Origin of the sequence: Romboutsia lituseburensis DSM 797 (assembly GCF_900103615.1) — a bacterium.
Classification (GTDB): Bacteria; Bacillota; Clostridia; order Peptostreptococcales; family Peptostreptococcaceae; genus Romboutsia_F; species Romboutsia_F lituseburensis.
This window is the reverse complement of record NZ_FNGW01000001.1, coordinates 191,256-205,969: the sequence shown is the minus strand read 5'-3', so window position 1 is coordinate 205,969 and position 14,714 is coordinate 191,256. Positions and strand designations below refer to the sequence as shown.

The 14,714-nt window shown below is 26.3% G+C and carries 14 protein-coding genes and 1 other annotated feature; of the genes, 10 read left to right on the top strand and 4 right to left on the bottom strand.

The window, feature by feature from the left end; all coding sequences use genetic code 11:
• Positions 1 to 38: 38 nt before the first annotated feature.
• Positions 39 to 1,199: a site-2 protease family protein gene (locus tag BLP75_RS00960; protein ID WP_092721984.1), complete on the bottom strand. Its 1,161-nt coding sequence runs from the start codon at positions 1,197 to 1,199 to the stop codon at positions 39 to 41.
• A gap of 134 nt (positions 1,200 to 1,333) precedes the next feature.
• Positions 1,334 to 2,113 carry a nucleoside triphosphate pyrophosphohydrolase gene (locus BLP75_RS18320; RefSeq protein ID WP_242872352.1) on the bottom strand — a complete coding sequence of 260 codons (780 nt, stop codon included), beginning with the start codon at positions 2,111 to 2,113 and terminating at the stop codon, positions 1,334 to 1,336.
• Positions 2,114 to 2,697: 584 nt separating this feature from the next.
• On the opposite strand from BLP75_RS18320, the gene surE reads away from it, so the two are divergent.
• The 5 genes from surE (at position 2,698) to BLP75_RS00930 (ending at position 7,942) form a co-directional block, all read left to right on the top strand.
• Entirely contained in the window at positions 2,698 to 3,456 is a 759-nt protein-coding gene (gene surE / locus BLP75_RS00950) for a 5'/3'-nucleotidase SurE (RefSeq protein WP_092721983.1), read from the top strand.
• Between the two features lie 174 nt (positions 3,457 to 3,630).
• A complete protein-coding gene (locus BLP75_RS00945) occupies positions 3,631 to 4,113 on the top strand; it encodes a deoxycytidylate deaminase (protein WP_092721981.1) in 483 nt (160 codons plus the stop codon).
• Positions 4,114 to 4,316: 203 nt separating this feature from the next.
• Positions 4,317 to 5,294, top strand: a complete 978-nt coding sequence (locus BLP75_RS00940; RefSeq protein WP_092721979.1) for an SPFH domain-containing protein — start codon at positions 4,317 to 4,319, stop codon at positions 5,292 to 5,294.
• Positions 5,295 to 5,600: 306 nt separating this feature from the next.
• Positions 5,601 to 6,176 carry a beta-class carbonic anhydrase gene (locus tag BLP75_RS00935; RefSeq protein ID WP_092721977.1) on the top strand — a complete coding sequence of 192 codons (576 nt, stop codon included), beginning with the start codon at positions 5,601 to 5,603 and terminating at the stop codon, positions 6,174 to 6,176.
• Positions 6,177 to 6,580: 404 nt separating this feature from the next.
• On the top strand, positions 6,581 to 7,942 hold the full coding sequence (locus BLP75_RS00930) for a short-chain fatty acid transporter (RefSeq protein ID WP_092721975.1): 1,362 nt from the start codon (positions 6,581 to 6,583) through the stop codon (positions 7,940 to 7,942).
• Between the two features lie 72 nt (positions 7,943 to 8,014).
• Here the strand turns inward: BLP75_RS00930 and brnQ are convergent, their stop codons facing one another.
• A complete protein-coding gene (brnQ, locus tag BLP75_RS00925; RefSeq protein ID WP_092721973.1) occupies positions 8,015 to 9,361 on the bottom strand; it encodes a branched-chain amino acid transport system II carrier protein in 1,347 nt (448 codons plus the stop codon).
• 108 nt (positions 9,362 to 9,469) lie between these two features.
• Positions 9,470 to 9,728: a binding site (T-box leader), on the bottom strand.
• Positions 9,729 to 9,831: 103 nt separating this feature from the next.
• Entirely contained in the window at positions 9,832 to 10,365 is a 534-nt protein-coding gene (locus BLP75_RS00920) for an ECF transporter S component (protein ID WP_092721971.1), read from the bottom strand.
• A gap of 358 nt (positions 10,366 to 10,723) precedes the next feature.
• On the opposite strand from BLP75_RS00920, the gene BLP75_RS00915 reads away from it, so the two are divergent.
• From BLP75_RS00915 to tpx, 5 genes are all read left to right on the top strand, one after another.
• A complete protein-coding gene (locus tag BLP75_RS00915; RefSeq protein ID WP_092722815.1) occupies positions 10,724 to 11,494 on the top strand; it encodes a dimethylarginine dimethylaminohydrolase family protein in 771 nt (256 codons plus the stop codon).
• Positions 11,495 to 11,904: 410 nt separating this feature from the next.
• Positions 11,905 to 12,582: a YczE/YyaS/YitT family protein gene (locus BLP75_RS00910; RefSeq protein WP_092721969.1), complete on the top strand. Its 678-nt coding sequence runs from the start codon at positions 11,905 to 11,907 to the stop codon at positions 12,580 to 12,582.
• A gap of 173 nt (positions 12,583 to 12,755) precedes the next feature.
• The gene (locus tag BLP75_RS00905) at positions 12,756 to 13,220 is read left to right on the top strand and encodes a MarR family winged helix-turn-helix transcriptional regulator (protein WP_207645414.1); all 465 of its coding nucleotides are present in this window, start codon (positions 12,756 to 12,758) and stop codon (positions 13,218 to 13,220) included.
• Positions 13,217 to 13,717 (top strand): GNAT family N-acetyltransferase, encoded by a 501-nt coding sequence (locus BLP75_RS00900; RefSeq protein ID WP_092721965.1) that lies wholly within the window; start codon positions 13,217 to 13,219, stop codon positions 13,715 to 13,717. Before BLP75_RS00905 ends, BLP75_RS00900 begins: the two co-directional genes overlap by 4 nt.
• Positions 13,718 to 13,978: 261 nt before the next feature.
• Positions 13,979 to 14,464: a thiol peroxidase gene (tpx, locus tag BLP75_RS00895; protein WP_092721963.1), complete on the top strand. Its 486-nt coding sequence runs from the start codon at positions 13,979 to 13,981 to the stop codon at positions 14,462 to 14,464.
• The last annotated feature ends 250 nt before the right edge of the window (positions 14,465 to 14,714 follow it).

Genomic DNA, 14,714 nt, shown 5'->3' with positions numbered 1-14,714 from the left:
CTATTACAAGATTATTTGTAATAGCTTTATTTTATAGATTATAAAGAAGTATCGGTAGTGCTATCAGAGACTAAAAATTTATTTTTTATAAATTTAATTATTTCAACTTCTCCATACACTTCACCTTTAACAGGGTATGTGTTTTTTAATTTTTCAAATTTTGTTAAGTAATCATCCGCTTTTTTTCTATTTTTTTCTATTATCAAGTTATAAGCATACATTAAACGAGCTCTACTTATGTAACAATTAGTTGCCTTTATATATGATTTTAATTTTTTTGTATATAATTCATTTATATTATCTTGGTTTTGACCTCCTATTATCTCATAAAAAAGCAACTCACATTTTATTTCATTTTCAAACAATTTAAGTATATTAGGTGAATAATTAATTAAAAATTCATAACAGCTTTTAGCTTTATCAAACTCTAGCCTATCATGATAATAACTAGCCTCAATACATTTAATACTACAAATTAAAGGATTACTAAAATCAGATTTTTTATCAATTTCAAACCATTCAAGTGGCATATCTTTAATTCTCATACCTTTGCTTAAAAGCCCGTGTACCTTTAATTGAATATAAAAGCAGTATTTCATAGTGCTATTTTTTAGGATGGATAATATATTATATCCATCGTTAGAAATTCCGCCTATTTTCATTGGAATACCATTAGTTAAAATAGCAATTACACCAAATATAACCATACCGTATAAAAATTGAGACAAATATATATTTGTTGAAATTGATGAATATATTATAAAGCATAATATAGAAACTAAAGCATTCATTAAAACACCGCCTAGATTATATAAAACATATGAACATTTTTGGTAATCATCAATCTTAGGCATCATAAGGCATTGACCACCAGTTCCTTTTACAGTGAATTTTTTTATACAAAATTTATTATTTTCTTTTATAAGAGTAAATTTACCAACTCTAAATGATACAAATTCATAACCAGACATTAATCCAAACACTAAATGACCTGCTTCATGTAAAATCGTTTGAACCAAAATTGAACTTAGAAAAAGTATAAAACTAAAAAGAGATCCTAAAAAACTTATTTCAGTTAGCGCACTTTGGTCTAAATGCTTTGTTCCTAAAAAACCAGCAATAAATCCACAACCAAGCATTAATAAAAATGTAATTATAAAATATAAAATTTCTTTAATATTTTTTTTATTTTTAGACATTAAACTCCTCACTTTCCTTGTATATGTAGTTTGAATACCATATTATACCATGATTGTAACATACAAAAGCCTTCTATAGGATAGGTAAACATAATTTAACTGTTTACTTATATAATAGAAGGCTTTTAGTTAATTTATCTAATCCACATATTTATAAAATCCCAATCATTTACAGAACCATCAGAATTTAGTATACCTAAAAATTCACCATCAGCTTTACCAACTTGCCATATAGCTTGCGCAGAAGTACTTTCTTGAGAAATATTATTATCATATATATATTTAAAGAAAGTTTCTTTACCACGACCAAAAACTTCAGAAACGTAAGCTACAAGATAAATATCAATGCAACTAGCTCCAAAATAAGACGGATGATTAAGTAGAATATGTTTTTTTATAATATCAATGCATTTATTTTTATCGCTATTTAATATATCCATTTTTATATCATCTAATTGATAAGATTTATAACTTATTTTTTCCCATGGTTTTAATTTGGAAATATCACCTTTAAAAAAAATTAGTTTATCTATAGTATCTTTTAAACTGCAAATAGTTGGTATAATTTTCGTATGAATATCTATTCCTCTTAAATTATTTGGAAGCTTATAAGTTTTCTTTAAAATTATATTCTCATTAAATCCCCCATGAGAATTTTTTTTATCATCTCTTTTATTTAGTAAATCTTTTTCACTATACCCATATTTAGCTCCTATAGCAAAAAGAACTTCCATAACATCGATAATTTCATCTATATTTTTATCGAAAAAAAGTTCACAAACTTCTTCATTAAGTTTTTTGTAAAGATAATTTAAAGCTAAATCATTGTTAACAACTTCAACTTCACATTTTTTACCGCTATTCCTTATTATGTCAGGAATATTGTCTCTAACCAATTTGTCGTAAAATACCATATTAAAAATACCTCCCAATAAATCCCTATATAAAATTATAATTGTAGTAATTACTAATGTCAAAATGCTTAATCAATCAAAATATTATAAAATTCTTTGCAGTATATTAAAAAAATACAAGAAAATAAAATGTAAAATGCGATATATGTAATAAAAAGATGATAAAATGGTTGTAATGGAATTTTGTGTATGAAAAAATATTTTATGGAACAATAGGAACTAATAAGTATATTTGTTATTGTAATGCTAGAGGGTATAAATTTTCCTTTACCAAGTGAAGTTGTACTACATTTAGCTGGAATAATTGCATCTAATTTAAATACAAGCTTTATAACTGTATTAGGAACAAAATAATATTTATTTTTATAGTAATTTATTATAAAAAAAAGAAATATACTAAATTAAAAAAATAAAATAATACTTATTTTAAAATTAGATAAAACAGGCTATGTAGATCAATAAAATCTATAATAGTCTATTTTAATTTATAAAATTAATTAATATTTTAAAATCTGGTTAATGATTATTTATTAAACTAATATTAAGTTATAATTATATTAAGCAAAAAAATAGGAGGGAAAGTAATGAATATATTAATAACTAACGACGATGGAATAAGAGCAGATGGGATAATAGAATTAGCTAAGGCAATGTCAAACATAGCTAATGTATATGTTGTAGCTCCAGAAAGTCAAAGAAGTGCAACAGGTCATGCAATAACGATACATAGTCCTATAATGGTAAATGAGGAGTTTATAGCTGATAATATAAACGCATACTCTATAAGTGGAACGCCTGCAGATTGTGTAAAACTTGGAATAGAAGGTATTTTTAAAGATATTGATATAGACTTAGTATTAAGTGGTATAAATAATGGACCTAATTTAGGTACCGATGTTATATATTCTGGAACAGCATCAGCAGCGATAGAAGGTCTTGTGCAAAATAAGCCATCAATAGCTATATCATATAATGAATTTAATGTTACCAAAGAAACTTATAGAGAAGCTTCTAAACATGTTGTAAAAATAGTTGATAGTGTAAAAGATAAATTAAATATTTTAGAGGATTGCATATTAAATGTAAATATACCAAATAAAGAAATAAAAGGAACAAAAGTAACTGTTTTAGGTGAAAGAAAGTATGAGAATGTAATGGAAGAAAGATATAGCCCATACGGTAAAAGATATTTTTGGATAGGTGGAAAAATAAAAAATATAGAACAAGTAGAAAATAATGATATAGATTGTGTAGAAGAAGGATATATATCTATAACACCTGTAAATATTGATATGACAAATAAAAATAAGGTTAATTATATAAAAGATTTAAATATTTTTTAATAAAAATAATGAGCGATATACATTTTAAAATTAATACTTATAACTATTTAGAATATAATAATGTTAGTCGATTTTTTATATAATACTGTATAAATTTGTAAAAATAATATACAATATAAGAAATGTAACAAATATTATTGTGATACAACTAATGTTTATACGTAGGAGGATAATATGAAGAGAAACGATTATATATCTTGGGACGATTACTTTATGGGAATTTCTTTATTATCTGGGATGAGAAGTAAAGATCCATCTACTCAAGTCGGAGCATGTATAGTAGACAAAAATAATAGAATAGTATCAATTGGATACAATGGATTTATAAATGGATGTAGTGATGAAGATTTTCCTTGGACTAGAGATGGAGAATTTTTAGAAACAAAATATCCATATGTAGTTCATGCAGAGCAAAATGCAATATTAAATGCCAGAGGAAAGTCATTAGAAGGATGTAGTATATATGTGAATTTATTCCCTTGTCACGATTGTGCAAGAAATATTATTCAGTCAGGAATAAAGAAAGTATACTATCTTGTAGATAAATATGCAGATACAGACTCTATAAAAGCATCAAAATATATGTTTAATAAAGCCAATGTAGAATTAATTCAATTAAAGCCCAGTATGGATAAGATAGAAATAGAATTTAAGTAATATATAAAAGTGTCTAGAATTTTTAATTTTAGGCACTTTTACTTTATATAAAATTTATACTTCTATAAAATGGCAATCAGCTTGTTTTTATTTTTGTTAAAGCTATTGTACTAAAAGGAAAAGATTGTCATAATAAAAAGGGGAACCAATACTCTTAAGTAGAAGTATTATAGTATATAAATTTATTAAAGGAGGGAATAGATATGGGAGATAGTCAATTTGACTACAAAGAAAAAGAAGCAAAATATTATAATGGTATAATAGCTTTACTATTAATACTATTATGTATCGTTATCTCTATAGGTACAATAGTATTTGGCGCAATAAATGAAAATGCATTTTTCATAGTGCTAAGTATAGTAGTTTTAGTTATAAGTTTTATATGTTTAGGTGGATTAAAGATATTAAATCCAAAAGAAGCTTTAGTGTTAGTTTTGTTTGGTAAATATTATGGAACAATAAAAAAGGAAGGATTTTTCTGGGTAAATCCATTTTGTTCATCTGTAAATCCAACTTATTCACCTCAAATGATGCAAACAAAGATAAAAAATCAAGAAGATTTAGAAGTGTCTATTCACAGCAATAGCAAAAAAATATCTTTAAAAACTATGACATTAAACAATGAACAGCAAAAAGTAAATGACTTATTAGGAAATCCTATAATAATAGGAGTAGTAGCTATCTGGAAGATAGTTGAACCTACAAAAGCTGTATTTAACGTAGATAATTATAAGACATTTATATCTATACAATGTGACACAACTATTAGAAATATTGCAAGACTTTATCCTTATGATGTTTCTGAAGACGGGGATGAAAAATCTCTTCGTGGTAGTAGTCAAGAAATCGCAGATAAATTAAAAACTGAGCTTCAAAGTAGAGTCGATGAAGCTGGAATTGAAGTAACAGAAGTTCGTATTACTCATCTTTCTTATGCACCAGAAATAGCAGCTGCTATGTTACAGCGTCAACAAGCAGAAGCGATAATAGCTGCTCGTAAAAAGATAGTAGAGGGAGCTGTCGGAATGGTTGAAATGGCTCTTAATAACTTAAATGATAGTAATATTGTTAATTTAGATGATGAGAAAAAAGCTGCTATGGTAAGCAATTTATTAGTTGTGCTTTGTGCTAATAAAGAAACGCAGCCAATTGTAAATAGTGGATTAAACAATCAATATTAATAATTAAATAGTAATATGAAATCCCCTATATATTGAAGACTTAAAAAGTACTTTTTTATATAGGGGATATTTATAATGCTAAAAAATTATACATTATAGATTTATACAGTTAATAAAAATAAATTCAAAGTTATTACAGATAATAAATAAAGAACTATAAAGAAAAAATAGTTAGACTATTTTAAAAATTTATAATATAATATATTAAATTTAATAAAAATGTATATAAATGTAGATTTAGTATAGTAAAGAAATTTAATAATGATTTAATATATAAAAATATTTAGACAAAGAAGGGAAAAGGCGATGAATAACAAAACTAGAAAATTAGATAAGCTATTAGAATATAATAAAGCATTTGTAGAAAATAAAGAGTATGAAAAATATGAAACATCTAAAGAGCCAGATAAGAAAATAGTAATATTGTCATGTATGGATACAAGACTTACAGATTTGTTACCTAAGTCTATGAATCTAAAAAATGGAGATGCTAAAATAATAAAAAATGCAGGGGCAACTATAATGCATCCTTTTGGTAGTATCATGAGAAGTATTATTGTAGCAATTTATGAATTTGAAGTAGACGAAGTACTTATAATAGGACATCATGGATGTGGTATGTGCAACTTAGATACAGAAGTTTTACTAGATAAAATTTTAGCCAGAGATATATCTGAAGATACTATAAATACACTTTCAAATTCAGGGATTAATGTTTCAAAGTTTCTACATGGATTTGAATCAGTAGAGGAGTCTATTGAAGATAGTGTAAATGTTGTTAAAAATCATCCATTAATACCTAAAGATATTATAGTTCATGGACTTGTCATATCTCCTCAAACAGGGAAAATAGATATTGTAGTTGATGGATATAATAGTTGAAATTTATAAAAAATAAATAAAAGAGTATAAAAATTATTTTTATGCTCTTTTTTTATTTAAATAAATATAGATTATATATATATAACTAAAAGTTATAAGGATATAGTTTTTTTGAATTTCACAAAAGATATTTAAGTAGCTACACTTTAATTAAGGACAATGAATTTGGCAATGTGGCATAGGCAAATAAAAACAAGCATACATATATATAAAATTGTGTTAATTAAAATTAATAAAGAATTTATTATATATGAAATAAGAAATTTTACAGAGGTAGATTTAAAAATAAGTTAAAATTTAAAATAAATAAAATAGATATTAATGAATATTAATATTATAAATTTAAAGTATTTAAAATCATTAAGATTTAAAATTTGAATACTTTATAAAACTAGGAGGGAGATATGTTTAAAAAATTCACAAATGGATGTGTCAATTTAGTTCAAAACTATTTGCCAGATCCTTTCTTATTCTGTATCATGATTACATTTGTTATATTTTTATCAGGTATTGTATTTACAGGTCAAGGTCCTATAGATATGGTGGTCCATTGGTCTGGAGGATTTTGGAGTTTATTAGCATTTGCCATGCAGATGGCTCTTGTATTAGTACTAGGACATACATTTGCAAGTGCACCATCGTTTAGAAAGCTATTAGATAGGTTAGCGAAAATACCTAAAAAACCAGGCCAAGCAATATTAATGGTAACTTTTATTTCATCGATAGCTTGTCTAATTAACTGGGGATTTGGATTGGTTATAGGTGCTATATTCGCTAAAGAGCTAGCTAAAGAAGTTGATGGAGTTGATTATAGGGTATTAATAGCATCAGCATATTCTGGATTTTTATTATGGCATGCAGGATTATCAGGATCAATTCCTTTAACATTAGCAAGTGGAGGGGAAACTGTTGTTAGTGCAACTGCAGGAGTAATAGGAGCACAAGGTGTTCCAACGAGTGAAACTATATTTTCACTATCAAATGTTATAATAGTAGGAGTTTTAGTTTTAACATTGCCCCTATTAAATAAAGCAATGCATCCAACAGAAGATAAAGTAGTGGTAATAGATAGAAATTTATTAAAAGATGAAGAAGTATTTGTGGAAATGAATAGAGGCGAAATGACTCCAGCAGATAAATTAGAAAATAGTAAAATAGTAAGTTTATTAATATCTTTAATGGGATTTATATATATCATATATTATTTTATAAATAATGGATTTAATTTGAATCTTGATATAGTCAATTTTATATTCTTGTTTTTAGCAATAGCTCTTCATAAAACACCAAAAAGATTTTTACATGCATTAGGTTTAGCTGCTAAAAATGCTGGTCCAATAATGCTTCAATTCCCATTCTACGCAGGTATAATAGGTATGATGACAGGTACTAATGCAGATGGATCTTCTTTAGCAATTTTAATATCTAATTTCTTTGTATCAATTTCAACAAATGTAACATTCCCAATGTTATCTTTCCTAAGTGCAGGAATAGTAAACTTCTTTATACCATCAGGTGGGGGGCAATGGGCTGTTCAAGCTCCAATAATGATGCCAGCAGGGGAAGCACTTGGTGTTAATCCAGCTAAAACTGCCATGGCAATAGCATGGGGTGATGCTTGGACAAATATGATACAGCCATTTTGGGCATTGCCAGCACTAGGTATAGCAGGACTTGGTGCAAAAGATATAATGGGATTTTGTATAGTAGACTTATTATACTCAGGAGTTATTATATCTATGGGACTTATGTTTATAGGTATGTAATTAAAAATATATTAATATAACATATAAAAAGCAGAGATTAATCTCTGCTTTTTATAATTTGCTATTTGATAGTTATTTTAAATTTTCACCTTGTGCAAATATTTCATTGCTTAAGTTGTTTTTTATAGTAGTAGATAATAACCCTAAAATTATACCAAATAGAGCAGGAACTACCCATCCTAATCCTTGTGAATATAAAGGTAATTTACTAAGTAGATCAGAAATAAAATCTAATTTAAAACCTACTTGAGATAAGGCATCAACTATACTTACAACACCAGTAAATAATATAGTAAATTTATAAACTAAAGAACTTTCTTTTAATAAATTATCAAGCATAGATAAAACTATAAGCATTATTGCTATAGGGTATATTGCATTTAGTACAGGTACTGATATAGCAAGTATTTTAGTTAAGCCTAAATTAGCAAGTACCATACTTGAAAGAGATAAAATTCTAACGAAAGATTTATAAGATATCTTGTTTGTAAGTGTAGCAAAATATTGGCTGCAAGAAGTTATAAGTCCTACACTAGTAGTTAGACAAGCTAATGTGAATGTAGCAGCTAGTAAAATTGCGCCAGGTTTACCAAAAATATAAGTAGTAACATTTGTCAATGTTTGTGCACCATTTTCAGTAGCACCAAATCTAAATCCACTAGTAGCTCCTAAATGAGCAAGCAATGAATAAATTAAAACTAGTAATCCACCAGCGATAAGTCCTGCTTTTATAGATATAGAAACAACAGTTTTTTCATCTTCAATACCTTTAGATTTTATTGCTAAAGCTATAACTATACCGAAATTTAGGGCAGCTATTGTGTCCATAGTAAGATAGCCATCTAAGAAACCTTTAACTAAAGGATTAGTTGAATAATCTCCACTAGCGACACTATAACTACCTAGTGGTTTAAATAATGATCCTAAAAATATTATAGCGATTAAAAGTAGAAGTAAAGGAGTTAATACTTTACCCATACGATTTATTAATTTTGTTGGAGATAATGAAAGCCAATATGCTACTGAAAAGAATATAAATGTAAATAAAAATAATGCAAATGACTTTGAAATAGTTTGAGGTAAATAAGGTGAAACAACCATTTCAAAAGGTAAGCTTCCAGCACGCGGTATTCCCAAACCAGGACCTATTGATAAATACACTAAAACTGTAAAAACTACTGCAAAAACATTATTAACTCTTTTTGCTAGATTAGTAAGTCCACCTGATTTAGCAACAGCAACTACCCCTAATACAGGAAATCCTACAGCTGTTATAAAAAATGCTATCATTGCTAACCATGTTTTATCTCCCGCTGATTGACCAAGAAATGGCGGAAATATTAAGTTTCCTGCTCCAAAGAATAAAGAAAAAAGCATTAAGCCGATAAGTGATAAATCTTTTTTTGATAAAGTGTTCATTTTAAAACCTCCTAATTAAATTAATATTTTTTATCCGTGCATTATATCACCTTCAATGTCCATAAATATTCCCCCTTTCGAAAAATAAAAAACCGCCCCTTGTAAAATACAAGGGACGGATTATCCGTGTTACCACCCTAATTCTACAAATAAAGGTATAATAAATAAACCTATTTGTAGCACTCAGTTACGTATCTAACAATACGCTTATCTTTTAACGGTGACAGATACCGGCAACACTTACTAAAAATTGTTCAGTATTGCTTCTCAGAGATGATTTTTAGTAAAACTTGAACATTGGTTTTCAGCAAACACCAACTCTCTGTAGAACAAGATAATACTTACTTTTTCTCTTCGTAGAATTTTTTTATTTTATTTGAAATTTATTAATTTAATAATATATATGATTTTAAATGATGTCAATAATATAAAAAAACTTTTTTGAATTATTTTTATTTTTTGATAATTAGCTATCTACATGTGTTTGTATCTAAATTTAAATATCCAGATTTACGCAAAGTTTTTCTAAGGGCTAAAGAAAGTGGTATTGAAACTATAATACCCATAGAAGAACTCATCAAAGAACTAGGTATATTTAATAAAGCTGCTTCAAAACTACCTATAACGAAAGTCCAAGCAACAACATATCCAATTAAGGTCCATAAAGACGCTGCAAATAGTCCTAACAGATTTATAAAAAAGTTATTTCCGCTGTTTTTTCCTATATGAGCTATACTTCCAGCTATAAATCCAGCTATACCTTTTATAGCAAAAGACCATAATGTGTAAGGTGAGAAACCTAATAATAGATCAAAGAAAGCAGAACCTATAGCCCCAGCTGGACCAGCATATTTTCCTCCAAATAATATAGCTAAAGTAAAAATCATAGCACTACCTAAATGAACCATAGCACCATTTCCAAAAGGAACTTTTATAAAAGTTGCAATTGTGCATAATGCTGAAAACATACCCACATAAATTATATATTTTGTATTTTTATTCATACAAATACCTCCATACAATTAGTTTTATATACTAAAATGTAAACAAAATAGTATGATTATGAGAAAAGCTTATCATACAATTGTTGGGAAAAACAATAAATATAAGAAAATTGATATAATAAAAATAATTGTATTGATACAAATATGCTTAACTAAAGCAATATGTAGATAAATTGTTACTATTATAAAAATTTTACGAACTTTTAACAATAATTAAATATTTATAACTCATATACATATTATAAAATGCTATTGTTTAATTAGAATGCATAAATTTTAATATTAGCAAATGTTATGAATATAAAGTTTTAATTTAAGTTTTGAAAATAAATTATATTTTGGAGGTAAGTTATTGAATATGTTTAAAAATGTAATAGTAAAAAGACCATCAAGATCAATGGTCAATGGAATAACATCAGCTCCTGAGCTAGGAAAGCCAGATTATGAATTAGCATTAAAACAACATGATGACTATATACAAGCTTTAAAATCTTGTAATGTTGAAGTTACAGTATTAGAAGCAGATGAAAGATTTCCTGATTCATGTTTTGTAGAAGATACAGCGGTAATAACTAAAAATTGTGCTATTATATGTAATCCAGGTGCAGATTCAAGAAACAAAGAAATTGAAGATATGAAAGAAACTATTAAGAAGTTCTTTTCTGAAGATAAGATAGAATATATAACATCTCCTGGTACTGTAGAAGGTGGAGACGTTATGATGGTTGGTAATCATTTTTACATAGGAAAATCTTTTAGAACAAATGAAGAAGGGGCTAGACAATTTATTGAAAAGTTAGAAAAGCATGGCTATACTGGATCTATAGTTACATTAGAAGAAGTACTACATTTAAAAACAGGATTGGCATACTTAGAAAATAATAATCTTTTAGTTGCTGGTGAGTTTATAGATAAAGAAGATTTTAAAAATTTTAATAAAATAGTAATAAGTCAAGATGATAGTTATTCAGCTAACTGCATATGGGTTAATGATAATGTAATAGTGCCATATGGGTATAACAAAACTAAAAGAGCAATAGAGAAGGCAGGTTATAATGTTATAGAAGTAGATACATCAGAATATAGAAAACTTGATGGAGGATTAAGCTGTTTATCACTTAGATTTTAATTAGAGGTTAGATAAAACTAGATATTAAATAAAAAAGTTTACATAATTTAAAAATATGTAAACTTTTTTTATTTTATTTAAGATAGGATCCTATATGTTTTTTATTCACATAAAAAATAAAATTTAATTTTTATTATTGTTATAATAAAATAAAATTTTAGATGAATATAAAAAATTATAACTTGAAAATATGAAATATAAATTTTATAAAATGGCTAAAAATCAAGTGTTCAAAAGTTTGAAAAATAATAGTAAGAAAAATAAAAATATTAAAACAAATTAAAATAAAGTAAAAAAATAACAAACTTTATTGACAGATTTTTGAAATTATATTATTCTTTAAAAGTCAATAAATCAAGTGTTTAGCTTAAAATCAATTGAAATGTTAGACATACTTAGGGGGAATATATATGAACAAACTTTTAAGCACTGTGAAAAGGTTAACATTATTTTTTATAGGAATGAGTATAATCCAATTTGGAGTTGCACTATATTTAAGAACAAATATAGGATCAGATCCATTTACAATTTTCACACAAGGCTTAGCATGTGCGTTAAATAATATGGGGTTAAACGCTACGACTGGTACTGCAAACAGAATAATATTAGTAGTATTATTTGCAATAATATTTTTAGTTCAAAAAAATCATATAAAAATAGGTACTTTAATATGTGTTATTGGAGTTGGGCCAATTATTGATATGGGTGTAAACGTTGTTTCGCATTTTCCAATAAATACATATGGCTATGCTTTAAAGGTAGGTCTAGTAGTATTAGGGTGCTTTATAATAGCTATAGGATTCTCTATACTTTCATCAACTAATGTAGGGGTAGCACCAAATGATATAATACCATTTATAATACAAGATAAGCTAAAAGTAGAATATCGTTGGATAAGAATGGGTCTTGATGCTACATTTTTAATTGGAGGTTATTTCTTAGGAGGTACTTTAGGTATTGGAACAGTTATAGCAATGCTTATAACAGGTCCTTTTATACAAACATGCTTACCACATGGGGAGAAATTTGTTAACTTTATCTTAAATGAAGAGATGGTAAATAATGGAGTAGAAGATATTAATATATAATTTTTTTGATAGTGATGAAAACTCTTTCATGGTAATTTATAATTACTAGGAAAGAGTTTTTTTATATACGAAGATATTATAACTTTGTACATAATAAAAATAGTTGAAAGTTCAACTATAATGTTGTATATTATATTTAGTTGAAAGTTCAACAAAATTAAGGGGTGAATCAAGTGGAAAAACTGACTAATGATATATTAAGAGAAATAGGAAGCTTATCCAGAGCAATACATTCGATAAGTGATATAAAATACAAAGAACTAAAATTACAAAAAGGTCAATTTACTTTTTTGACTAGAATATGTGAAAATCCTGGCATTAATTTTATAGATTTATCAAATATGCTTAAGGTAGATAAAACCACAACAACAAAAGTTGTTCAAAAACTAATTAAAGTAGGTTATGTAGATAAGATACAAGATGAAACCGACAAAAGAGGATATAATTTATTTCCTACACAAAAATCAATTGAAGTATACGATTTAATAATAAAAGAAGAAAACAGAAATATAGAAGTATGCTTAGATAAATTTACAGAATCAGAAAAAATGGTAATAAATCAATTGGTAAAAAGAATGAGCAAAAATATAGAAACAGACTGGAAGAATAAAAAAAGTAAGAAGGAGAGTTTTAAATGATAAGAAAAGCTAGTTTAAATGATATAAATAATATAATGGATATAATAAAATCTACGGTACAAGAAATGAAGACTTATAAAAATACTCAATGGGATGAAAATTACCCTCAAGCTAAAGATTTTATAGAAGATATAGAAAATGAAGACCTATATGTAGAAACAGAAGGTGAAGAGTTAAAAGGTCTTATATGTATTAACTATATAGAGCCGGAAGAATATGAAGACTTAAAATGGAAATCTAATGATAAAACTATGGTAATACATAGAATGGCAGTTAATCCTAAATTTAGAGAACAAGGTGTAGCAACTAAATTGATGAAATTTGCAGAACAATTAGCATTAGATAATAATGTTTTTTACTTAAAAACAGATACTTATTCAATAAACACGAAAATGAATTCATTATTTAAAAAATTTGACTTTAACTTTGTAGGTGAAATGATTTTCTTAGGTAAAGAGAAACCATTTTATTGTTATGATAAATTATTAAAAAAGTAATTTTGAATTTATCAAGTAGATTAAATAGCTATATATTAGTATTTATACATTGAAAATACTAATATATAGCTATTTTGTATTATTGACTTATTATCTATTACAAAATACAGCACATCATTTTTTTACTATTAGAAATTAAATTGAAAAAAATAAATCTTTTGAAATAATTAAAGATTAAATTTTTTAACTGTGGGTATCAATATATTACAAACGTTAAGAATAATTAGTGATCAATATAGATTACATAGGAGGTATATAGATATGAAAGTAACATTCCAAGGAGCGCCATTAACTTTAGAAGGAACTCAAGTAAAAGTAGGAGATACTGCACCAAACTTTACAGCAGTAGGTAATGATTTAAATCCTGTATCTTTAAATGATACAAAAGGAAAAAGAGTATTTTTATCTGTACCATCAATAGATACACCAGTATGTGATATGGAAGTTAGAAAGTTTAATACAGAAGCATCAAAATTAAGTAATGTTGAAGTTTACACAATATCAATGGATTTACCATTTGCACAAGCTAGATGGTGTGGAGCAGCTGGTATAGAAAATGTAAAAACAGTGTCTGATTACAAAGATAGAGAATTTGGTAAAAACTATGGAGTTTATATCAATGAATTAGGATTATTATCAAGAGCAGTATTTGTTGTTGATGAAAATAATAAAGTTGTATATGTAGAATATTTACAAGAAATAACTGAAGAACCTAATTATGAAGCTGTATTAAATGCTTTAAAATAATATAATATATTAATTAAAATAAGTAACTGGAGGTATATCTATCTCCAGTTATTTTTTTGTCGTTTACTATTCATACCCTAAAAACAACTATTCAGGCTCATTATATTTTAATTTCTAAAAACATATGCTAACTTAATATGTGGCTTAACTGCTTTGTAAATAACTATATAATAAATCTAAAACTTAATATAGATTTATTTAAGTTTCAAGTAGTTTTAGTGAAGTGAGACTTTTATAGTTTTCATGAATA